Genomic DNA, 23,313 nt, shown 5'->3' on the forward strand with positions numbered 1-23,313 from the left:
TTTCGCTCTAAATTATAGTAAATTATGCAAGCTGCCAAAACCTTTAATAACCTAGGCTGTTTTAATGGTCAATTAAAAGAATGGAATACACCGGCTAAAAAAATATCCTAAGTTTACTTTTCCTTCCTTCTGAGTTGAAAAATAGGAAGGTGTAAAGTTTTATTCTTGTCTTAAAACTAAACAGCGCAAATAATGAATAAAAAAATGTCCAATAGGGCACTTGGTTTTGCAGTAATCCTGTCAATATTCTTTGTAGTTTCTTGGCAAGGGGTAAGTTTTAATTATGACTTTGAAAACTTTTTTCAACAAGATGATCCTGATTTGGATTTTTATCAGGAGTATAGGGCTACTTTTCAAAATGATAATGATTATTTATTGCTGGCACTTCAAAATAACCAGGGAATATTTGATAGCACTTTTTTATCAAAGGCATTGTCCTTTTCTATGGAGTTACAACAATTGGAAGGGGTGGATGGAGTGGTTTCAATACTAGACCAAAAAGAACCGATTATCAGTCCATTTGGGATTAATTACAGGAAGCTGTTAGACTGGTCTTCTAAGGAAAACCTCTCCAAAAGTGCTGAAAATAGCATACAAGACAGGCAGTGGAATGGGAATTTATTTGATGAGCCAAGCAATTCTCTTCTCCTTTTGGTGAAAAATAAGCAGATGATTGCCAAAGAACAGGGAGACACATTGTATGCGAATATAGAACAGCGATTAAAAACCTATGAAATTGATGGTTTTAGGTCTGCCGGAAAAATAAAGGCCCAAGGGGCATTTGTAGCCTTACTTCAGAAAGAGTTCTCACTCTTCTTGGGGTTTGCCATGTGTGGAGTACTTTTTTTACTCTGGCTGATGTACCGTTCTTGGTGGGGTGTGGTTTTGCCTTTCGTAATAATTATTACAGGTATCTTTTGGAGTCTTTCCTTCCTGTTGTTGACGGGCGGGGAATTGGATGTGATGTCTGTCATGCAACCTCCCATATTAATGGTAATTGGTTTAAGTGGAATGGTACATGTGGTCAACCATTACCAAAGCGCCTTGACTTCCAAACAACCCAAGGAGGAAGCCATTTATAACGCATTTAAAGCCCTGGGTCTGCCGGTCTTTTTAACAGCTCTCACTACTTCTCTAGGGTTTGTATCCTTATATTTTACCAATGTTCCCAGTTTGAAGTGGTTTGGTGTGTATACCGGTTGCGGTGTAATGTTTATGTTTTTGGCCCTTTTTTCACTACTGCCTTTTGCCTTGTATCACCTTTCTCCTTTACCATCCTCCAATCGGGAAATATGGGCAAGGAGATGGAACAGGCTTTTACAAACTTTATTTGTGGAGACTTTAAATAGACGGAAGTTAATTTTTGTCGTATTTGTACTTATCACTTTGGTGGCCGGTTATTTTATGTCTCGGGTTAAAACGAATGGGTATTTGTTGGATAGCCTTCCGGAAGACCATGCCCTTTTGGAGGATTTTCGGTTTTTTGACCAAAATTATGGAGGGTCCAAGCCCTTGGAAGTATACCTTCAGGCAGCTGATAAAAATGGGAGCATTTTGGACTACCCGGTGCTTCAAGAAATCAAAAAGCTGGAAGAATTTATCGGTGAAAATTACAATTCAGCTTTTATTATGTCTCCTTTGACTGCTGTGAAAGCGGTCAATAAAGCACAAAACCGGGGAGTTCAAAAGCATTTACGTTGCCTTCCGCTTTGGCTTATGAAAGGATGCAACCATTCATAGAGAGAATAGGAATAAACCAAAATTTAAAATTATGGACTAAAGATAAAACAGAGGGCAGGCTTTCCTCAAGAACAGCAGACAATGGGAGTTTATTAGGTAAAAAACAAGAGGAAAAATTAGAAGCATTTGTAGCAAAGAATATTGACGATAATCTGCTCAAGGTCAGGTTGACAGGAACGTCTTTTTTAATTGATAAAAGCCATGAATTAGTAACGCATAAGGTTTTTACCGGTCTCGGTTTTGCTTTCTTGCTTGTTGGGATTATCATTGGTTTTCTTTTCAGATCCTGGAGAGTATCTTTTCTTGTTCTTTTGCCAAATATTGTTCCTTTGGTTTGGGTAGGCTGTGTTATGTATTGGTTTGGGATAGATTTTAAATTGTCCACCTCAATAGTCTTTGCCATTGCTTTTGGGATTGCAGTGGACGATAGTATTCATTTTATGACCAACTTAAGGATGCAAATGATGAAAGGTCAAGATTTGTCTAAAGCTTTGTTCAATACCTTTTTGACCACCGGTAAGGCCATTGTACTGACCACCATTATTTTGGTTTCCGGCTTTGCTATGTTAACCTTTAGTGATTTAGAAATCCCTTGGTTTACAGGCGTTTTAGTGAGTCTTTCATTGGTGTTTGCTGTTTTGGCAGATTTGTTTTGGCTGCCTTTATTGTTGCTACCCTTCAAAAAGGTGATTCAGCAAAAAGTCAATCGGCGGCTTTCTTCTGACTAGGAAAGGCAAATACAGCCGAAATTGGATAATGATCTGAATAATCGACTTCTCTTAAAGTTTTAAATTGTAAAACTTCCAAGGCCTTATCAAAAAACATATTGTCTATGCGCAAGAAAAACAAAACCTTGTTATAGGTAAAGCCAAAGCCTCGGCCTTTACTTTCAAAAGCGTTTTCCAAATCTTCCCTAAGCTTGAAGTAAGTATAACTATAAGGCAAATCATTAAAATCCCCTGCTAAAATCAGTGGGTAGGGGCTATCTGCCATGTGCTTTTTTAACAACAACATCTGGGAAGTTCTAAGCTTTATTCCCTCTTTTAATTTCTTTATGGTTGACCTGTATTGATTTTTTATTCCATCCAAATTGTCAAGGTCGGCAGCTTTGATATTCATTGACTCCAAATGGGTATTATACACCCTAATGGTATCCTGATTGATTTTAATATCTGCAAACATGGCCCCATTATTTCTTTTATTGTCAAAGACCTTACCACTATTGATGATGGGGTATTTACTAAAAATGGCAATGCCGTAGGATTTCTTTTTTCATTCCCATTCGCAGAATAATAGGCATATTCATAAGTCCCATTATCGCTGATCATCTTGAGGGAATTTCTTGACGGGGTCGTATAATCTTGATAAAACTCCTGAAAACATTTGATATCCGAGGGATTTTCCTTTGCCCATTTTATTGAATTTGTTATCTTATTTTCGTTTCCATTTCCCCAGCTATTGTTAAATAACATGGTATTGTAGCTCAAAAATGTAAAACCTTCCGTACTTGTGTCAGGTTCATTCCATTGAAAAGTAATCACAAGAAATTTCCAGCCAATGATTAGAACCAAAAACGGGTAAATTATCAGCCGAAATCTTCCGAAAAGTAATAAGACGACAAGAAAAATATTAAGCACTAAAAATACAGGAATAAGCAAAGGCAAAAGGCCGGTATAATCCCATGTTTCAGGTGAAATATGCACACTGAAAAAGAGGGCCATTGAAATAAAAAAAATTGTAACAATAATAAAGCGCATAGTGAAGATTTAAATAACTCACAAATTGGTAATAATTTTATGCGATACCAATAGATTTATTTTTTACTACCGGTATTGGCACATTTTACTCCAACATATTTTTCAAGGCCATGAATTTTAACCCAAAATTAAAAATATCCTGCTAACCAAAAAATGGAAGTTTTTGCTTGCCTGCAAATAAGCCAATATTTGGGGCTTGGAAGTTCATTTAAACAAGAGATTTACCATGGGTAGCAGGAATTTGATATTTAACCTATAATGCATGGATGATTAAGGAAAAATTACATAGATTAGTGTAAAATTTAATCTTAATCACTATGAATGACCTTAGGAAACTATTTTTTAGTTTATCAGTTTTTTCTATTTGCTTTGGGGTTTTCTCCTGTTCCAACCCGTCTTCCAAGTCAAATGATACGATGATAGAGGATACGGCAAAAGAAGTAAAAGAAAGGGCAAGTCCTTTAAAATCTTCTTCCGGGAATATTGGAGGAAAGGCAATAGCTGTGGAATATGGTGCTCCATCGGTAAAGGGCCGAGTGATTTGGGGAGATTTGGTGCCCTATGGTGAAGTTTGGAGAACAGGAGCGAATGAAGCTACTAATGTAACATTTGAGAAAGATGTTGTAGTAGAAGGTGAAGCTGTGGAGGCAGGGAGGTATTCTTTGTTTACGATTCCTAGGGAAAATGAACCTTGGACCATTATTTTAAATGCAGATTGGGACCTGGAACATGGTCATTTCCAATACAATGAAGAAAATGATGTTATACGGGTGGATGTCAGCCCTACTTTTGTGACTGACCATCAGGAAATACTTTCCATAGAAGTAGTAAATGAAGGAATAGAGATAAAATGGGAAAAAGCTAAAGTATTGGTAAATATTGAATGAAATATATAGGGTTCTTTTTTCATTGTTGTTTTCATTATTATTGGCTGTAGGTTTGTCTATAAACTTGGGCAATTTACCTCCTTTGGCAAAGATTTTTGATCCCTTCAAGGGGTTTTGGCAAAATGCGTATAGTGAAGATTATGATCCTGAAACTGAAGTAAACATAGCCGGACTTCAAGCAGAAGTAGAGGTGACCTACGATGAAAATCTAATCCCACATATTTTTGCGGAAAATGAAAAAGACCTTTATTTGGTTCAAGGTTTTACCACTGCAAGGCATAGGTTATGGCAAATGGAGTTTCAGGTTTTGGCTGCCGAAGGGAGGCTTTCTGAAATTGTTGGAGAAGTAGCTTTAAACAGGGATAGGGAAATGCGGAGAAAAGGCTTAGGCTTTGGAGCAAAAAATAAACTGAAGTACCTCAAAAATAATGACCCTGAAACACTACAGTTGATGGAGGCATATGCTGAGGGTGTGAATGCATACATTGCCCAACTCTCACAGGCAGAATTACCTTTGGAATATAAACTTTTAGATTATTACCCTGAACCTTGGAGTCCGTACAAAACACTTCTATTTCTGATGAATATGGCGGAAACACTTTCAGGTGACAGCGATTTGGCCAATACGAATTTTCGAAATTTGTTTGGTTCCGACTGGCAGAATAGACTTTTTCCTGATTATCCCCAAGATGTGTTGCCTGTGGTAGCAAAAGATGATTGGGATTTTATACCTATTGAAGTAGAAGAGCCTGATAGTACCTATATTGATTCTATCAAAATTTCCCAATTGTTACCGGAAAAAGAACCAGGATTGGGATCAAACAATTGGGTGGTTTCTGGGGAGAAAACTGCTTCTGGTTTTCCAATTTTAGCCAATGACCCTCATTTGGCCCTTAACCTGCCTTCCTTATGGTTTGCAGCTCAGCTAAGCACTCCTGAATATACTGTCAAAGGAGCCACCTTGCCCGGAACCTTGGGTGTAATCATCGGCTTTAATGAAAATTTGGCTTGGGGAATGACCAATGCGGACAGAGATGTGAAAGATTGGTACAAAATTACCTTTAAGGATTCCTCCAGAGAAGAGTATTTATACAATGGCCAATGGATACAAAGTAGGCGTCAGCTGGAAATATTCTCCGTGAAAGGACAAAATGATTTCGTCGATACGGTAATTTACACCCATTATGGTCCAATAGTTTATGACAGGAATTTCAAAATGAAAGGAAAACCGGTGAACTTTGCTTTGAAGTGGACAGCACATGGGGATTCCAATGAGCAAAAAACATTTATTCACTTAAACAAAGCCAAAGGTTATCCGGATTTTGAGGGAGCGCTCAGTCATTATGCGGCTCCTGCCCAAAATTTTGTGTTTGCCTCTCGAAATGGAGATATTGGCATTAAGGTTCAGGGGAAATTTCCCTTAAAATGGAGGGGGCAAGGCAAATACTTGATGGATGGCAGCAAGCCCATATACGAATGGCAAGGGTATATTCCCGGAGAGCATAATGCCGAAGAAATAAATCCTGAAAAACATTTTGTTACTTCTGCCAATCAACACCCGGTCTCTGATAATTATCCCTATTTTGTTTACAACAATAATTTTGAATATTTTAGAAATAGAAGGATTTCGGACCAATTATTGCAACAAACGTCTATTACAATTGACGACATGAAGGCATTGCAATTGGATAATTATAACTTACATGCTTCAGAAATATTGCCGCTGATGCTGGATAGTCTGAATGGGGAGAATAAAGTGCTCGGAGAAAAGTGGTTGGCTCGTTTAGAAGCTTGGGACTATGATGCCGCTGCAGATGAAATGGCACCTGCTTTGTTTCAATCTTGGTGGGACCAAATAGAGCGGGGTTTGTTTGCAACTTGGGAGGCAAAGGGTTTGCCCATTTCCTATCCCAATAAATTCAACCTCGCGAATAGTATGAAAAATGAGCCCAATGCTGACTGGTTTGACGATCCCCAAACCAACAAGGTAGAAGGTGCTACTTTTTGGATTAATAAAGGGTTTTCAGGAATGGTTGGAGAAATGGAAGCGCTTACTGCAGAGACAGATTCGATCAGCTGGTCCTCCTATAAAAACACACATATAAGTCATCTGATCCCAAACTTAACTCCATTTGGAAGGTTTAATATTCCAATAGGAGGGGGAAAGGAATTGTCAATGCTTCTGCTGCAGACTGGGGGCCGGGTTGGAGAATGATTGTAGAGATGGGGTCGGAAATAAAAGCTGTGGGTGTTTATCCCGGAGGACAATCAGGAAACCCGGGAAGCAAGTACTATGATAATCTGGTTGATGCTTGGGCTTCCGGTGAATATTTAACAATAGGCTTGCGGGACAGAAACAAAACTTTAGGAGATTTGTTTTATACAAAATTTAGCGCAGATTGATATGAAATTCATCATACATTTGTTAGTGATAGCACTTATGGCCTTCCTTTTAGGGGCAATAGTACCTTATTATGTAATGATGATTCTTATAGGGGCAGTTTCGGCATGGTTTAGAGGAGCAGCTTTTCTTGCTTTTATTGCCGGTGCCATCGGAGTAGCAAGTGTTTGGATCATCGTATCATTGACTATTTGGTCAGTATCGGGTTCAGACCTTCCCGACAAGTTTTCCCACATTATGGGTTTTTCCAATGGAACAATTTTAGTAGGCATTACCGGTGTCATGGGCTTTTTGATTGGAGGCTCTAGTGCATTGACAGGTAATTTTTTGGGAAAATTGTTTAGGGAACGAAATGTCGGATATTGAGGTGTTCATGGAGAGACTTAATACTTGTCATTTACTTGATAGTTTTTATTTCTTCCCAATTTGATTATATTAGAATGGACTTCATACCCAAAATGACATTTTTCTCCGGATTATTCAATATGCGTGGTGATTCTTGGTAAATGGAATAAATAATCAGGAGCTTTGAATAAACCAATGTATAGATAAAGAAACAGGCGACTTAAAAAATACAGTTGATTTACGATTGATAGATTCGGTTAAAAGTAAAATTCACTTTTGTAAAAATTTTTAAAATAAACCAACACAAAATAATGTCAAAAACAATTATCGTTTCAAATAGACTACCAATTAGTTTACAACATAAAAACGGGAAATTTGAATTTAAGCCAAGTGCGGGTGGTTTGGCCACCGGTCTGGGTTCTATCTATAAAGAAGGAGAGAACATATGGATAGGTTGGCCCGGTAATGATGTGGAAGATGAAGGTCAAAGAAAGGAAGTGGTTGACGAGCTTAAAAAATTAAAAATGGCTCCTGTCTTTCTTACTAAAAAGGATGTGGAGTTATATTATGAGGGGTTTAGCAATGAAACCATATGGCCTGCCTTTCATTATTTTACCCAGCATATCAATTATGAGGATGAATATTGGGATGCCTATTGGAATGTAAACAAAAATTCTGTGATGCAATTTTAGCCAAAGCAAGTGATAGTGATACCATTTGGGTACATGATTATCAACTCTTGTTACTTCCTATGATGCTGAGAGAAAAATTGCCCAATGCAACAATTGCCTTTTTCAGCACATTCCTTTTCCTTCTTATGAAATCATGCGGATGCTTCCTTGGAGGAAACAAATGCTTGAAGGAATGGTTGGCGCAGATTTGATTGGTTTTCATACCTATGATGACATGCGACACTTTTTAAGTGCGGTGGGAAGAATTTTGGGGCTATCCAATGAAAGTGGATTCATCCAAGCTGACAATAGACTGGTGAATGTTGATGCCTTTCCGATGGGGATCGACTATGAGAAATTTGAAAAAGCAGCCTTAAGTCCTAAGACAAAAAACCATGTCAAGAAGTTTAAGCAAACTTTGGGGGACCAAAAGCTGCTGATAACCATAGATAGGCTGGATTATTCCAAAGGAATTCCTAATCGAATCAAAGTTTTCGAAAAACTATTGGATGAAAATCCTAAATACAGAGGAAAGGTATCCATGATAATGGTGGTGGTCCCCTCTAGAGATCAAGTGCAGTCTTACCAAACTTTGAAAGAAGAGATTGACACGCTGGTTGGTCATATTAACAGTAAATTTTCAACCCTAAACTGGGTGCCGATCCATTATTTTTACCGCAGTTTCCCTTTCAATGAGTTAAGTGCTTTTTACAGCATGTCAGATATTGCTTTGGTAACTCCACTTAGGGATGGAATGAATCTGGTATGTAAAGAATTTGTAGCCAGCAAAACAGATAAAAAAGGAGTATTAATACTTTCTGAAATGGCTGGGGCCAGTAAAGAACTTGTGGATGCTATTTTGGTCAATCCTAATGATCAGGAAGGGGTGACCAGTGCCATTGTGGAAGCCCTGTCTATGGATGAAGAAGAGCAGGAGTTGAGAATTACATCCATGCAGGCAAGTTTAAAAAATACGATATTTTTCAGTGGGTCAAAGTGTTTATGGACAGGTTACAGTTTGTGAAAGAGAAACAAGCTGATCTGGAATCCAAAGCCTTGGATAAGAAAATTATGGCCCAAATGAAGAAGGCATTTAATGCTGCCAAGAAACCTTTACTATTTTTGGATTATGATGGTACTTTGGTAGGGTTTAAAGGAAAACCACAAGATGCTTTTCCTGATGAGGAGTTGAAGGTACTGGTCGCCAAACTAGCACAAAAATGCCAAACAGTGATAATCAGTGGTAGGGATAAGGAAACCCTTGGAGCTTGGTTTGAAGGGCAGAAAGTAGACATGATTGCAGAACATGGGGTGTGGTTAAAAAGAAAGGACCAGAAAGAAGATTGGATATTGTATGCAGAGGTAGATGACAGTTGGAAAGAAGACATCAGAAAAGTAATGGAGTATTATGTGTTACGGACTCCTGGAGCTTTGATTGAAGAAAAACACCATTCTCTTGTATGGCATTTTAGAAAAGTGGAGAGCGGTCTGGGTGATCTTCGAATGAGAGAACTGTTTAGCCACCTGAAATACATGGCCAGAGGTCATAACTTGCAGGTTTTGGAAGGAAATAAAGTACTGGAAATCAAAAGGCCGGATATTAATAAAGGTCGAGCTGCCACAGCCATGATGAAAGGGGAGGATTACGACTTTATTATGGCTCTTGGAGATGATTGGACAGATGAAGATACTTTTAAAGCCATGCCTAAAAACGCTTACACCATTAGGGTAGGCTATACCTATACACAGGCCAATTACAATATCAAAAACCCTCAAGCAGTGCGGGAGTTGCTGAAAAGTTTGTTGGAATAGGGGGACTAACAGCAAGGTGCTGCCTTAATTAAACAAAACCGTAGTATTTTAAAAATGCTACGGTTTTGCTTTTTTATCCCCTAATTAAGATTTAAACCCGGGTTATGTAATAAGATTCGTGATAGCCTCTCCCGTGTTTAGTGTTGCACTCGCAAGAAAATCAGGCTGTTTGGAGATTTTAGCATAGCACCGCTATGGTGAAATTGAAAACAGCAACGAAGTAGCTGATTTTGAAGTGGTTTCAGCACGTAATAGATAGTCTATTGCATATTTTTAAAAGATTAGATTATGGCTATAGGGCTTCCTAAGCTCTGTCTCCAGAAGAAATTAAATCGCAAGTAAATCAGGTTGTTTTGGGGTTCTAGTAGGGTATTGCTATGGTGAACCTGTCTGCCGGCAAGGGTGGTCCATCAAGAACAATAGCGCTGGTTATAAAAAAGGTTTCAGCACCTAGCCAATGGTCTATTTCTAATTTCCGGTTTAAGTAGGAGTGCCTTTTTATAGCGCTTTATCATTCCAAGGGGTGATGGTTGCTTGAAATTACCTAACCTATTCGGATTTTTCTTACTCAATTAGTGAAGGTATTTCACTTTTAGGAATGAGGTTAAGCGTCCTTTGAAAATTCTCCTTATACGTGGAAGGGTTCAAAGTATAGTAGAAGGCTCCCTTTTTTGAAGCTGTTTTGTCTTTTTCTTCAATTTTTTGGATGATTTTACTAGAGAGCAGTTTCCTTGTGAAATTTCGTTTGTCAATTTTGGTGGCAAACAACTTTTCATACAAAGTCTGAAGTTTGGGTAATGTAAACTTCTCAGGCAATAATTCAAATAATATCGGATGAAAAGCAGCTTTGCTTCTTAGCCTATTAAAAGCCATTTCAACCATCTCTTGGTGGTCAAAAATTAATTTTGGAATTTGATCCATACGAAACCAACGGGCTTGAAAATCATCGTGGGGCTGGTGCTGGTATTTTTTAATATCAATTAGAGCCATATATACTACCCCTACAACTCTTTCTATGGGATCCCTATTGGGTTTGCTAAACGTATGCATTTGCTCCATGAATACATTTTCTAAGCCTGTGAGTTCATAGAGTATTCGATTGGCTGACTCATCCAGTGATTCATTCGCTTTCAGAAAACCTCCCATGAGGCTCCATTTTTCTTTTTCGGGAGAAAAACCCCTATTAACCATTAATAAATTGTAATCTGTACCATCAAACCCGAAGATTATACAATCCACAGCCACTAAAACCCTGGTTTGACTCGAATATTTAAACATTGCTAATTTAGTTTTTGTTAATAAATCACTCAATAAATGAAAATGTCAATAAGATAACCTTCACAAAATGAGTAACGTACCCGTGAAGTTGTTAGTTCTAAATTTTTTATTATTTATGGTTTTATTGCTTTTTTGATTCGGTAAATTTCGTTATTTTTTTAAATGTACTCATATCTTTAACCAAAAAATTCAATAATTACATCAATGGAGAATATCTTGGTTTAAAAAATGTCATAAAATACTAGTTGATTGTTTTTTTTATATTTAACGGTTGTTTTTAAAGCTTTGTTTTATGAACACATGATATTTGTGTTAAATGTCACTCGGGCTTTCTTAAAATTATTCTTCTAAAACGATTTGCTGCCCCTTCAGCTTTTGCTGGAGATATTGGAGGGATAATAAAAAATATCCTTGGTATTTTTATATGAATTTGCCGTATTTGCCTGTATTCAATTAAGGCTATTTTGACTAATTATTGAGCTTATAGTTTTATTAATGGGAATTTGGGCTTCCTTAAAATCAAATTCATGCCAATTGCTTTGATTATGAAACGAATGAAGCCGATTGCGCAAAAAATAGTAAAATTAAGGCACCCTTCTAAGTAAACGCTTAATGAAGAGAGGGTTACGGTAAATATTTAAAATGTTCAATTGAGAAAATTGGTCTGTTGGATGAAGAGTTAGTCCTTAATCCAAAATTTCAGGTGTTTTTAGCATTTCAGTCCCCAGTGTTAGTATTACCTAAATATTGTGTTGGGACCGAATTAGTGATTACTGGTGAATTTGAGAATAATATATAATTAAAATAATCTATGATATAATAAATAAAGGATCATTGCTAAGCTTCTATTTTCTTTGATGAAAAACTTATTTTTGCCGTTAAACCTTTGTTTGAACCATTGATATTGAGTTATCGGTATTAATTAAAATTTAACATTTTTTTATTATTTAAAACTAAAACGTTAATGTTAAATTTTATCTTGAATATTTACATTTTTTTTCGATAAATTTTTTTCTTTCTAAAAATATAACTAAACTTCGACGATGTAAAATTTTGGAGAAACCTAAAATAACCTCTCTTTCCCAAGTAAATATGGTTTCATTCAGGTAGATTTTACTTAAACGTAGAAAATATCAAGTATTTGATCTTAGTGCAGATCAATATTTTGAATTTTATAAAAGTAATTTTGGTGAACTATACTTATTTAATGCCTATGGTTAAAAATTAATGCAGGAAGAGTAAAGTAAAGATCCGAGAGGAGATCTCGGAAAGAATTAAATCAATTAACAAATAATCCACTATGAAAAAAGTTTACATTTTTACCGGGCTATGCAACCGATGTCATGGCTACCGGCAATCCTTTTTTGTTTGTTTTCCGTGGGACTAAAAGCCCAAACGGAAGGTTTAGACAAAAATTTGGAAAACATTCAAAAGGTACCAACGGAATTAGCAAGCGCCAAGATTATTAATGCAGATGCTGATATTACCGTATCCGGTACCGTTACAGACGAAAACGGCATGCCAATACCGGGAGCCACAGTTTCAGTTCCCGGAACTAACATTGGTACTGCGACAGACTTGGACGGTAAATTTTCATTGACAGTTGACGAAAATGCAGAGATTGTATTTTCATTTATCGGATTCGAAAGTCAAACTGTAAATGTAGGCAACCGAAGTACCATCAATATTACTTTGAAAGAAGACACGCAATCTCTTGATGAGGTTGTCGTAGTAGGTTATGGTACCCAAGAAAAAGTTAACCTGACGGGAGCCGTAGGTGTGGCGACAAGTGAAAGATTACAGAACAGACCCATTGCCAACGTTGGTGAAGGTTTGCAAGGTGTCATTCCAAACTTGAATATTGCACCTCAAAATGGTGATCCTTCTCAAAGTCCTAGTTTTAATATCAGGGGATACCAATCCATTAATGGCGGTTCTCCACTTATATTAGTGGATAACGTACCTATGGATCTAAACAGAATTAACCCAAATGATATTGAAAGTGTTTCTGTGCTCAAAGATGCTTCTGCAGCTGCTGTATACGGAGCAAGGGCAGCTTTTGGTGTTGTTTTGGTAACCACCAAAAGTGGTAAAGCGGGTAAAGTTCGCGTTTCCCTAAATAGTCAATTTTCATTAGGTAAGCCAATCTTTAATATGGATCCTATTACTGATCCTTATCGCTTTGTGCAAGCAAGAAACCTGGCCAATGAAAGAACAAATGGTAGGCCTGCTTATGATCAGGACATGATTGATGGTACCAAAAGGTGGTCTGAAAACCCAACGGAAGAAAATGCTTGGGGTGTGGTTGATGGAAATTTGAGATTTTATGGTTTCAATAATTACCAAGATCAAATCATGACCGAATTTGCTCCATCTCAGCAACATGATTTGTCAATTTCCGGAGGATCAGAAAATTCAAAATATTTTGTATCGATCGGACACCTCAACAAAGACGGTTACCTTAATTCTGACCGAAACGAAAACTTCAAGCGTTACAATGTCTTGATGAAAGGTGAATTCAAAGTAACCGATTGGTTGACCTTGGATGAAAAAATCGTGATCAACTCCCAACAAAGTGATAAGCCTTACTTCTATAACTGGGATGTAAACATCAACTCACTTGCCAGGGTAAACCCGATCATGCCAATATCTTTTCCTGACCTTCCATATTATGTGACCGAAGGGGATAGAGAAACGTATGCGCCTTATATTGGAATGTATTTTGGCGGTACCAACTTCTTCCCATATTTGGAAGATGGTGGACGATCTACCTGGACCAACAATGATATTTGGTTGACACAAGGAGTAACCCTTACTCCGGCTAAAGGTTTGACAATAAAGTCTAATTTCTCCTATAATTTCTTCCATCGTTCTGAGCAAAATGTAGCCAGTAAGATTGAGATTGTAGATACCAACTTACTTGCTGATGGACTGATTAGCAATGGATTCAGTGGTAATGACTTTATTGACGAAAGAGCCAGCTATAATCAGTATTATGTATTCAATGCCTATGCGGATTATAAATTTGACCTTCCTGAAGTTCATAGCTTGACTACGATGGTTGGTTTCAACCAGGAATGGGGTCAAAATAAATTGATAAGAGCCCAAGCTAATACATTATTGACACCATTGATTACTGATTTGAATGCCACTACAGGTTTGCAACAAACTTTTGGTAGCAGTAGCCACGTATCTTTGAGAGGTGCATTCTACAGAGTAAATTACATCTTTGATGAGCGTTTCTTATTGGAAGCCAATGGACGATATGATGGAACTTCAAGATTCCCTTCTGACAGTAGATTCGGATTCTTCCCTTCTTTTTCTGCGGGGTATAGGATTTCTAACGAAGCCTGGATGGCAGGCACCAAAAACTGGATGGATGAGTTAAAAATCCGTGCGTCATATGGTACTTTAGGAAACCAATTATTAGGTAGTAACTATTACCCATATATTCCTACATTAGGTACAGGTCAGTCAGGCTTTATGATGAGTGCCGGACAGCGTACGCCTTATGTTTCTGCTGCAGGTCTTGTAAGTCCTACTTTGACTTGGGAAACTGTTGTTTCTCAGAATATTGGTGTAGACGTTACCTTGTTTGGAGGTAAGATCGACGCTTCATTTGATGTGTATTCAAGGGAAACCAAAGACATGTTGATGCGTCAGGAATACCCTTCCATTTTGGGAACCAATGCTCCTCAATCCAACGCTGCCGATTTGAGAACTACCGGTTGGGAATTGGCCCTTACCTGGAAAGATCAGGTTAACAATGACTTGAACTATGATGTTACGTTGGCATTGTCTGACTGGACGGCAGAGATCACCAAATTTATTAATCCTGAAGGAGTGATCAGTCAGTATTATGTAGGTCAGAAACTTGGAGAAATCTGGGGTTATGAAACTGTAGGTATTTTCCAATCACAAGAAGAGGTTGACAATGCTCCTGACCAGTCAAGATTGGGTGCCAACTGGAGAGCCGGTGACATTCAATATGCTGATTTGAACGGAGATGGTATAATTTCTCCGGGTAATAATACCTTGAGTGATCCGGGAGATAGAAAAATTATCGGTAATGAAACGCCGAGATTGAGTTTTGGTTTGAATAATAATTTCCAGTGGAAAAACTTCACCTTAAATTTATTCTTCCAAGGTATTTGGAAAAGGGATCACTGGCCTACTTCAGGAAACTGGACCTGGTTCTTCCCTTTCAATGCAGGACATGTGGAAGAGTATTTTATAACCGACTCATGGTCTGAAGATAACAGAGACGCTTATTTTGCAGCACCTCATATCTCAACCAATGACAAGAAGAACATTCTAACACAAAGCAGGTTCCTACAAAATGCAGGCTATATCCGTCTGAAAAACATGAACCTAGGATACAACCTTCCTCAAAACTGGATGGAAACCATAGGTTTTCAAAATGCCAACATCTATTTTTCAGGTATGAATCTTTGGGAATATTCTCCAATTCGTAAGCCTTTGGATCCTGAAACAATTTATTCAGGTGCTATCGAATACCCGATGCAGAGAGTTTATACATTAGGTGCAAGGATTACCTTTTAAATGTCAAAAACGAAAACAAGTATGAAAAGATATAATTATATATGGGCTGCGGTTTGCCTGACTTCATTTTTGCTGACTTCCTGCAATGATGATTTCTTGGAACGCTACCCAACAGATGAAGTAAGTAATGAGACTTTCTGGAATACAGAAAATGACCTGATGGTCTACAACAATAGTCTGTATCATTTGGCATTGACTGATCATGAAGTGCCAATTTTACATGGTCATAACAATGGTTTCAGTAGCTATTATGGAAGCTATTACTTCTTGGATGGATTTTCTGATAACCTTGCACCTAGGAATGACAGACACACGTTCTTTCAACAAGTTCGTGCAGGTAAGCAACTCGTACCTAATAGCCCTCAATGGTTTGGGTACAGAGGTTGGGGTTTTGTTAGGGCCATCAACGTAGGCATGGACAATTATGACAAAGCAGCTATTTCTGAAGAAGCAAAAAATAAATACAAAGCTGAAGCTCGCTTATTGCGCGGATGGTTTTATGCAGAAAAAGTTCAGAAATTTGGTGATGTTCCATGGGTTGAAACTGAATTAAACATTGACTCTGAGCAGTTATTTGCGGCTAGAATGCCTAGAGAAGAGGCCATGGATAAAGTTTTGGCGGACTTGGATTTTGCTACCACCCACTTACCTGATGATTGGGGAGATGGCAACGAACCTGGTCGTTTGAACAGATGGGCTGCCTTGGCCATTAAATCAAGGTTATGCCTGTTTGAAGGAACCTGGAGGAAATACCATGGAGGATCTAATCCTGAAATGTGGCTTGCTGAAGCTGCTGAAGCTGCTAAAGAAGTAATGGATAACAGCCCTTATGCTTTGTACAATACAGGTAATCCTGATACAGATTTTAACGCTTACATGAGGATTCTAGATCTTAGTGGTAATCCTGAAGTAATGGTTTGGAGAAGGTACCAATTGGGTATTTTTACCAATGTTGTTCAGGGATATTTTGGCTACACAGGTGGTGCAACCAAGAGTTTTGTTGAGGACTTTTTGGCAACTGACGGCTTACCGATTACTTTGTCTCCAAATTATAAAGGAGACGATACTTTCGAAGACGTATTTGAAAACCGTGATCCTCGATTGAGACAGACCATCTTGCACCCGGACGATACTGAAATGTACAAGTATGACAGAGCTGATGGTAGAGAATATCCTAGAATCGTAGGTATGCCGGGTGGTTTTACCACTGAAACAGGTTACCACATCATCAAGCATTACAATGCAGATGATATGATCGGTAAAGCTTACAATACTTCTGAGACGCCTGCCATTATCCTTAGGTTTGGCGAGGTGTTGTTAAATTACGCTGAAGCGAAAGCCGAGTTGGGAGAGATCAGTCAAGGTGATCTTGACATTAGTATCAATCTTTTGAGAGACAGAGTGGCCATGCCGCACTTGACCCTAGATCCTCCAATGGATCCAAGGTATGCGAATGACGGAGTCTCTTCATTGATCGTAGAAATCAGAAGAGAAAGAAGAGTCGAATTATTCTTAGAAGGTTTTAGGTACAAAGACCTTAAACGATGGAAACAAGGTAAAAAATTGGAAAGCCCAGATCTAGGGATTCGTTGGAATGCAGAAAATCAGGCTAGGTTTGCTGGTGCCATTGTAGAAACCAGTGAAGATCCTGAAACAGGAAAAACTTATATTGATGTTTACAAAGGAACTGATTGGGAGAACCCTACATTCGATGAGGGAAAAAATTACCTGTGGCCATTGCCATTGGATGATTTAGCTCAAAATCCTCAATTACAACAAAATCCGGGATACAATTAATTAATAGTTCAACAGGTAAAAACTGTCATGATCTGATTTCATCAGATTGTGGCAGTTTTTTTTTGTCTTTTTTATAAACGGAAAGGAAAATTAAAGATGATATTTTAAATTGATCCTTTAATTGTAAACCCATTATATTCCCAAATAAGATGAAGATAAATTATTATGTGAGGCAATTTAATTTTTTGAAAATCGCCCTAACCCACCTTGTTCTTTGAAGTTTTTCGGGTCAACTTATTATCTACTTTACAATTAATGCACATAGCATAAAAAAGGCCTTTGTTATTGATGTCATTCCCTAGATAGGTATTGTGCTAAATGCGAAGTTCAAATGTGTTGAATAATCATAACCAATAGAAATAGATACAAAAAATGATAATTTTTAGAAATATGAGAATAGAAAAATTTACCCTTCAATTGCTGATAATTACAGTCCTGCTTTGGAGTCCTCTAGTCGCTGCAGTTCCCGAACATGTAGAGATGGATACAGTGAAATTGGAAAATCCCATTACAGTAAAGTATTTGAAGCGAAATCTAAAAAAATCAGGCCCTAAATTGGCACTTAGCCCGGCACTATTAAGGAATTTAAAGAAAAAAATTAAGAATGACCCTCTGGTAGAAAATTACTTCTTGGCTTTAAAAGCTGATGCGGACAGGGTAATCAATCAGCCTGTTTTGACTAGGAATGTAATCGGTCGCCGGCTTTTGGGAACTTCTCGGGACCTTTTGCACCGTGTAAATGTTTTAGGGATAGCTTATTTAATTGAGCAGGATAGCAAATATTTAGATAAACTCAATGAGGAAATCATTGCTGTAAGTAATTTTTCAGACTGGAACCCTTCCCATTTTCTTGATGTGGCAGAGATGGCTACAGGGGTTGCATTAGCCATTGACTGGGTAGGCGATGACTTACCTGATGCCACTGTAAAGCTAGCAAAAGATGCTTTGATTGAAAAAGGAATTGCACCTAGCTGGAATGGGGGTAAAGGTAGAATGTATGGCACCAACAACTGGAATCAGGTTTGTAATGCCGGTATGATTGCTGCTGCTATTGTGATTGCAGATCAGGACATTGAATTGGCAGCCAAAACAATCCACCGCTCATTGGATGGAATTCCTAATGGACTTATGCAGTATGGACCGGATGGAGCTTATCCTGAAGGATCCACTTATTGGGGATATGGTACTGCCTTTACTGTGCTTACCTCTGCCATGCTTAAAACCTCTTTTGGTACCGACTTTGGTATTGGTGATTACCCTGCTTTTAAAGAAAGTGCTGATTTTAGAAAATTAACAATTGCTCCTTCGGGAAATTATTACAATTATGCAGATTGTGGTGACCGTCACAGTGATTCGGGAGACATCATTTTGGCCTGGTTTGCTACCCAAAGTGGGAATTCCCTGTACATAGAAGATGATAAATTTGGCCAACCTGTGGCTGATTTTGGAAAGCTTCATAGAATTGCAGGAGCAGGATTGGTGTGGTTGGCACAATTTGAAAAAACTACTGAAGCAGCATTACCCCTGGTTTATAAGGGAGACGGAAAAAATCCTATTGTCATTATGCGTGATGGTAAAGGTTATTACTTTGGTGGTAAAGGTGGTAAAAGCACCGTCTCACATGGGAACATGGATGCAGGCTCATTCATTTGGGAACTGAATGGGGTGCGTTGGAGCATAGATCCGGGTAACCAGGGCTACAATGCTTTGGAACAAACTGGTTTTGATCTTTGGAATTCTTGCCAAGACTGTGAAAGGTGGACATTATTGACCAAAAATAATTATGGACACAGCACATTGACAGTAAATGGTGAACTCCATGTAAATGATGGTTTTGCGGAAATGTTGGAAGTGAAAAAGGAGATCAACCGGAAGCTTCATTTGATTTAACACCCGTTTTTGGTAATAAACTTAGGAAGGCTACGAGAAAATTCATCAAACCTGACAACCAGTCATTGATCATAGAAGATCAGATTGAAACCAATGTGCATACCAAAATGATCACCTGGCAAATGATGACTCAGGCAGATGTAAGTATTGTGGACGGAGGTGCTGTGCTTACCCAAGATGAAAAAAGATAATGTTAGAAAATCTTTCTCATCCGGACATTATGGTATCTGTAATTTCACTTGACCCGGCACCGCTAGAACTTGACAGGCAAATTGAAGGGCTAAAAAGATTGGAGATTAGGATCCCCGCTTATCTGATTGAAGACAATACGGATGTAATCAAGGTTAGATTGAAAGCATTGTGATACAAAATTATTCCACTGCCAAAGGAAGACTTTCATCCTTTGGCAGTAACCTTTTATAGGTCTTCTCTTTTTTTCTTATCGACAGGAATTACTGTCGCCCTACCTGCATCCACAGACTTTGACTTGGTTAAGGAAAGGGTGGTGAAGGAGTACCTTACTTCTGAAGTGGATAAAGAGGAAATACAGCAGCTGCTTACCTCTCAAAACCCTGACGGAACCTGGCCCGGAATCAATTACCAAGATGTGTCAAGAACAGGCTTTGAGCATTATTTCCATACAGGAAATATGGTGACTTTGGCAAAAGCCTATCAACATCCAAACTCAACGTTTAGAGGAAGTCCAAAAGTAAAGCAAGCAATTTCCAATGCGCTGGACCATTGGGTACAAAACGATTATTTCTGCGACAATTGGTGGTACAATCAAATAGGCACACCAAATAATCTGGTGGCAGTGATGTTATTGTTAGGAGATGAATTGCCGGAAGAATTGGTGCAAGCTACCCAACCCATTATAGGAAGGGCACATCTCAATGCTTCAGGAGCAAGACCTAGTGGGGATAGAATAAAAATTGCCGGTATTTTGGCAAAAAACCTACTGTTTCTAGGCGAGAAGGAAAAATTTGAAACTGTTTTGAAAGTGATCGAAGGAGAAATAAAATTTTCCACAGGTAGCCGTGGCCTTCAGAGAGACTTTAGCTTTCATCATCGAGTAGATCGGGTAAACAATACAAGTTCTTATGGATTAGGCTATGCAGATGCTTTCGTTGAATGGCTGGTATATACTGCAGCTACCCAATATTCCTTTTCCAGAGATAAGGTAGAAATTTTGGTTGACTATTATTTAGATGGAATAAGTAAAAACCTGGCTTTTGGAAAGTATTTAGAGGCTGGAGCAAAAAATAGAAGCATTGCTAGACCTGGCGCTCTTCATGGCTTGGATGCGAAAACACCAAAAAAATTACTTCAGGCCACTGATTATCGGAAAGGTGATTTGGAAGAAATTGTAAAAATTAGAGAAGAAGGGATCCATAAGGTTTCCTTGTCCTATGGTAAGTATTTTTGGCAAACGGAATTCTTCACCTATCAGAGGCCGGGCTTTTTACTTCTGTAAGAATGTACTCCATAAGGAATGACAATATGGAGGTGCCCTATAACAGTGAAGGATTAATGAACCATCACCGGGGAGATGGGACCAATCACCTTTCCATAACAGGAAAAGAATACTTGGATATTTTTCCGGTTATGGATTTTCAGAAAATTCCCGGGGCCACCATCCTGCAAAAAGAAAAGCTTCCGGACCCGGATCAAATTCAAAAATCCGGCTATACAGATTTTGTAGGCGCGGTCACAGATGATTTATATGGAAGTGTGGCTTTTGACTTTATCAGCCCCCATGATCCCCTAAAAGCCAGAAAAAGCTGGTTTTTCTTTGACAAGGAATATGTTTGTCTGGGAACAGGTATATATGCTAAAGGCAAGCAAGAGGTCTTTACTACCTTAAATCAATTGTTACTGAAGGGTGAAGTTTATGCCCAAGTAGGTCATCAAATGAAAATTTTGAAGTCAGGAAAGCATGGGCTCAAAAATCCGGACTGGATTTACCATGATCGAGTAGGCTATTTTATGTTAGCACCTCAGGATGTTGAATTGTCTTTTGGAGAGGTTACAGGAAATTGGACTTCCATTAACCGACAAACAAGGGCTCCCCAAGAGGATGTGACCAAAGAGGTGTTCAGCCTTTGGGTAAATCATGGAAATAATGTGAGACAGGAAAGCTATGCCTACATGATTTTACCTAATGCCAGCTTGGAGGAAACCAAGGCCTACCGGATTGATGACCAAATAGAAATATTGGCGAATACTCCGGAACTGCAGGGCTGTGCGGCACAAACAGCTGCTACAAGTGCAGGCTAATTTTTACCAAGCGGGTAAACTTGATCTGGGAGATGGATTAGAATTAACCATGGATGGTCCGGGATTGGTTTTGCTTCACTTAGATGGTCAAAATATAGTAAAAATGGCCGTCTCCGATCCAAGTCGAAAGTTAGATAAAATGCACTTACAATTAAACAGTAAACTGAATCTACAGGGGACTCAACACCGGGTAGCATGGGATGCTGAAAATTGGATAAGTAAAGTGACGGTACAACTTCCGGAAGGTGAGTTTGCCGGAAGTAGTGTGATTTTGGGAGATTAAAACGTAGCATTTCCAGTATCCTTTAGACCACTCTAAACCAGATACTGCTTAAATTTAAGACAATAAACAAATGATGAATCGGAAAATACGTGTCAATTTAAGTCTTGTGTGGCTTATGTTTTTGGCCTTGGTTTCATGCAATCAAAAAAGTCAGGAAACTTCAAAAGAGCCCATTGTAATCGATGAGCGCGACCAAAAACTTAGTGTAAATAATATCATACCTATAGATAGTGTATGGGCAGGTCATTCGGTTGGTTTCTCTTTGCTCACACATCAAAATCGACAATACATAGCCTATTACAACAAGAACAGACACATGACTGTAGGGCAAAGGGATCTTGATGAGGATCAATTTGAACTGTATCAACTGCCTGTGTTTGATAGGGAAGAAGGGCAAGGAACCAGCACCACACTTGGCTGGGATAGTCATAATTCTGTTACCATTGGTATTGATTCAGAGGGGTACTTGCATTTGGCCGGCAACATGCATGTGCATCCCATTACTTATTTCAGAGGGCAAGAGCCTTATGATATCAGCAGCCTAAAGCAAGAAATGGAAATGGTAGGCTCTAATGAAAAACGCTGTACTTACCCGCACTTTATGACAGACCGAGAAGGTCGTCTGCTTTTCCATTACAGAGATGGCGGAAGTGGAAATGGGAATGAAATTTACAATATATACGATGTAGCTTCTAAGGAATGGACACGCTTGCTAGATAGTCCACTAACGGATGGACAAGGAGAGATGAATGCCTATGCTTCTCAACCCTCCTTGAGAGAAGACAATTGGTACCATATGTATTGGGTATGGAGGGATACACCGGATTGTGAAACCAACCATGACCTTTCTTATATCAAGAGCCCGGACCTGAAAAATTGGTACGATGCTTTTGGCAATAAGCTAACTGTACCCGTTACGATTGCCCAGAAAACAGTGATTGTAGATCCTGTTCCTCCCAAAGGTGGGATAATCAACCTTGCAGCAAAGTTATGCCTCGATGAGAACAATAAGCCATTGATGGCATTCCATAAGTACGATGAAAATGGTAACCTGCAGTTTTACGTTAGCAGGATAGTAGATGGCGCCTGGAAAGCCACGCAAGTTACCAATTGGGACTACAGGTGGGAATTTTCAGGTCGAGGTAGTATCCACTCAGAGGTACGCATTGGGGATTTTAATCGCAGGGAAGATGGTAATTTTGAGCTGGGCTATAAGCACATAAAATATGGTGAAGGAACGGTTCTTTTGGACAAAGATTTAAATAACATTGGTGAAGTGTTAAAACCGGAAAGCTTTAGCGCTGCCCTTCAACTTGAAGGTGATTTTGAAGGCTTGGAAATAAGGAATGCCAAAGACCTGGGAAATTCAGAAAATGGCAAAACCTATCGTCTAAAATGGGAGACCCTGCCTCCAAACCGAGACAGGCCTTATCCAAAACCTTGGCCCAAACCTTCAGTGCTTTACCTGTATGAAATGGAATAATTGATGCCTGCCACCTATAGACAAAGAGTTGATCTTTTTGCTATAATAATTTAAGTTCAATTGAAAAGGTGGGTAGCAAATTGAGTGAATTCAAAATCAATATCCCCTTAAAGGATTTTGAAAAACATG

18 protein-coding genes and 1 pseudogene are annotated in these 23,313 nt (G+C 38.6%); 16 read left to right on the forward strand and 3 right to left on the reverse strand.

Annotated features, from left to right (window positions below; translation table 11 throughout):
- The first annotated feature begins 192 nt into the window (after positions 1–192).
- Positions 193–1,740 (forward strand): efflux RND transporter permease subunit, encoded by a 1,548-nt coding sequence (locus WG932_RS30510; RefSeq protein WP_483086402.1) that lies wholly within the window; start codon positions 193–195, stop codon positions 1,738–1,740.
- Positions 1,725–2,468, forward strand: coding sequence for an efflux RND transporter permease subunit (locus WG932_RS30515; RefSeq protein ID WP_483086403.1), 744 nt, complete (start codon positions 1,725–1,727; stop codon positions 2,466–2,468). Before WG932_RS30510 ends, WG932_RS30515 begins: the two co-directional genes overlap by 16 nt.
- Here the strand turns inward: WG932_RS30515 and WG932_RS30520 are convergent.
- Both WG932_RS30520 and WG932_RS30525 read right to left on the reverse strand, forming a co-directional pair.
- Complete coding sequence (locus WG932_RS30520) at positions 2,443–2,970, reverse strand: endonuclease/exonuclease/phosphatase family protein (RefSeq protein ID WP_483088755.1); 528 nt, start codon at positions 2,968–2,970, stop codon at positions 2,443–2,445. The genes WG932_RS30515 and WG932_RS30520 overlap by 26 nt on opposite strands.
- On the reverse strand, positions 2,856–3,497 hold the full coding sequence (locus tag WG932_RS30525) for a hypothetical protein (protein ID WP_483086404.1): 642 nt from the start codon (positions 3,495–3,497) through the stop codon (positions 2,856–2,858). Before WG932_RS30525 ends, WG932_RS30520 begins: the two co-directional genes overlap by 115 nt.
- A 317-nt stretch (positions 3,498–3,814) precedes the next feature.
- On the opposite strand from WG932_RS30525, the gene WG932_RS30530 reads away from it, so the two are divergent.
- From WG932_RS30530 to WG932_RS30550, 5 genes and pseudogenes are all read left to right on the forward strand, one after another.
- A complete protein-coding gene (locus WG932_RS30530) occupies positions 3,815–4,384 on the forward strand; it encodes a DUF2911 domain-containing protein (protein ID WP_014021432.1) in 570 nt (189 codons plus the stop codon).
- Complete coding sequence (locus WG932_RS30535) at positions 4,377–6,599, forward strand: penicillin acylase family protein (protein WP_483086405.1); 2,223 nt, start codon at positions 4,377–4,379, stop codon at positions 6,597–6,599. The genes WG932_RS30530 and WG932_RS30535 overlap by 8 nt, the downstream gene beginning before the upstream one ends.
- A complete protein-coding gene (locus WG932_RS30540) occupies positions 6,596–6,787 on the forward strand; it encodes a penicillin acylase family protein (RefSeq protein WP_483086406.1) in 192 nt (63 codons plus the stop codon). The genes WG932_RS30535 and WG932_RS30540 overlap by 4 nt, the downstream gene beginning before the upstream one ends.
- A 1-nt stretch (position 6,788) precedes the next feature.
- The gene (locus tag WG932_RS30545) at positions 6,789–7,151 is read left to right on the forward strand and encodes a hypothetical protein (RefSeq protein WP_014021434.1); all 363 of its coding nucleotides are present in this window, start codon (positions 6,789–6,791) and stop codon (positions 7,149–7,151) included.
- Between the two features lie 290 nt (positions 7,152–7,441).
- Positions 7,442–9,613: pseudogene (locus tag WG932_RS30550) on the forward strand (bifunctional alpha,alpha-trehalose-phosphate synthase (UDP-forming)/trehalose-phosphatase).
- 564 nt (positions 9,614–10,177) lie between these two features.
- On the opposite strand, the gene WG932_RS30555 reads toward WG932_RS30550, so the two are convergent.
- A complete protein-coding gene (locus WG932_RS30555) occupies positions 10,178–10,891 on the reverse strand; it encodes an NUDIX hydrolase (protein ID WP_014021436.1) in 714 nt (237 codons plus the stop codon).
- A gap of 1,416 nt (positions 10,892–12,307) precedes the next feature.
- On the opposite strand from WG932_RS30555, the gene WG932_RS30560 reads away from it, so the two are divergent.
- The 9 genes from WG932_RS30560 (at position 12,308) to WG932_RS30600 (ending at position 23,184) form a co-directional block, all read left to right on the forward strand.
- A complete protein-coding gene (locus WG932_RS30560; RefSeq protein ID WP_483086407.1) occupies positions 12,308–15,454 on the forward strand; it encodes a SusC/RagA family TonB-linked outer membrane protein in 3,147 nt (1,048 codons plus the stop codon).
- A gap of 21 nt (positions 15,455–15,475) precedes the next feature.
- Positions 15,476–17,251, forward strand: coding sequence for a RagB/SusD family nutrient uptake outer membrane protein (locus tag WG932_RS30565; protein ID WP_014021438.1), 1,776 nt, complete (start codon positions 15,476–15,478; stop codon positions 17,249–17,251).
- A 390-nt stretch (positions 17,252–17,641) separates the two neighbouring features.
- Positions 17,642–19,141, forward strand: a complete 1,500-nt coding sequence (locus WG932_RS30570; protein WP_483086408.1) for a heparinase II/III domain-containing protein — start codon at positions 17,642–17,644, stop codon at positions 19,139–19,141.
- 65 nt (positions 19,142–19,206) lie between these two features.
- The gene (locus WG932_RS30575) at positions 19,207–19,332 is read left to right on the forward strand and encodes a hypothetical protein (RefSeq protein WP_483086409.1); all 126 of its coding nucleotides are present in this window, start codon (positions 19,207–19,209) and stop codon (positions 19,330–19,332) included.
- On the forward strand, positions 19,332–19,505 hold the full coding sequence (locus tag WG932_RS30580) for a hypothetical protein (RefSeq protein WP_483086410.1): 174 nt from the start codon (positions 19,332–19,334) through the stop codon (positions 19,503–19,505). The genes WG932_RS30575 and WG932_RS30580 overlap by 1 nt, the downstream gene beginning before the upstream one ends.
- 39 nt (positions 19,506–19,544) lie before the next feature.
- Complete coding sequence (locus tag WG932_RS30585) at positions 19,545–20,615, forward strand: hypothetical protein (RefSeq protein ID WP_483086411.1); 1,071 nt, start codon at positions 19,545–19,547, stop codon at positions 20,613–20,615.
- Positions 20,616–20,617: 2 nt separating this feature from the next.
- Positions 20,618–21,418, forward strand: a complete 801-nt coding sequence (locus tag WG932_RS30590) for a polysaccharide lyase family 8 super-sandwich domain-containing protein (RefSeq protein ID WP_483086412.1) — start codon at positions 20,618–20,620, stop codon at positions 21,416–21,418.
- A complete protein-coding gene (locus WG932_RS30595; protein WP_483086413.1) occupies positions 21,408–21,701 on the forward strand; it encodes a polysaccharide lyase beta-sandwich domain-containing protein in 294 nt (97 codons plus the stop codon). The genes WG932_RS30590 and WG932_RS30595 overlap by 11 nt, the downstream gene beginning before the upstream one ends.
- 70 nt (positions 21,702–21,771) lie before the next feature.
- Entirely contained in the window at positions 21,772–23,184 is a 1,413-nt protein-coding gene (locus tag WG932_RS30600) for a BNR repeat-containing protein (protein WP_483086414.1), read from the forward strand.
- Positions 23,185–23,313: the final 129 nt, after the last annotated feature.

It is taken from the genome of Cyclobacterium sp. SOCE241, assembly GCF_056867545.1.

Excerpts from the sequence above, each read along its gene's own strand:
- WG932_RS30540 (WP_483086406.1), top strand. The coding sequence starts at position 6,596 with ATGATTGTAGAGATGGGGTCGGAAATAAAAGCTGTGGGTGTTTATCCC.
- WG932_RS30580 (WP_483086410.1), top strand. The coding sequence starts at position 19,332 with ATGTTAGAAAATCTTTCTCATCCGGACATTATGGTATCTGTAATTTCA.
- WG932_RS30525 (WP_483086404.1), bottom strand. The coding sequence starts at position 3,497 with ATGCGCTTTATTATTGTTACAATTTTTTTTATTTCAATGGCCCTCTTT.
- WG932_RS30555 (WP_014021436.1), bottom strand. The coding sequence starts at position 10,891 with ATGTTTAAATATTCGAGTCAAACCAGGGTTTTAGTGGCTGTGGATTGT.
- WG932_RS30530 (WP_014021432.1), top strand. The coding sequence starts at position 3,815 with ATGAATGACCTTAGGAAACTATTTTTTAGTTTATCAGTTTTTTCTATT.
- WG932_RS30515 (WP_483086403.1), top strand. The coding sequence starts at position 1,725 with ATGCAACCATTCATAGAGAGAATAGGAATAAACCAAAATTTAAAATTA.
- WG932_RS30565 (WP_014021438.1), top strand. The coding sequence starts at position 15,476 with ATGAAAAGATATAATTATATATGGGCTGCGGTTTGCCTGACTTCATTT.
- WG932_RS30600 (WP_483086414.1), top strand. The coding sequence starts at position 21,772 with ATGATGAATCGGAAAATACGTGTCAATTTAAGTCTTGTGTGGCTTATG.
- WG932_RS30510 (WP_483086402.1), top strand. The coding sequence starts at position 193 with ATGAATAAAAAAATGTCCAATAGGGCACTTGGTTTTGCAGTAATCCTG.
- WG932_RS30545 (WP_014021434.1), top strand. The coding sequence starts at position 6,789 with ATGAAATTCATCATACATTTGTTAGTGATAGCACTTATGGCCTTCCTT.
- WG932_RS30590 (WP_483086412.1), top strand. The coding sequence starts at position 20,618 with ATGTACTCCATAAGGAATGACAATATGGAGGTGCCCTATAACAGTGAA.
- WG932_RS30570 (WP_483086408.1), top strand. The coding sequence starts at position 17,642 with ATGAGAATAGAAAAATTTACCCTTCAATTGCTGATAATTACAGTCCTG.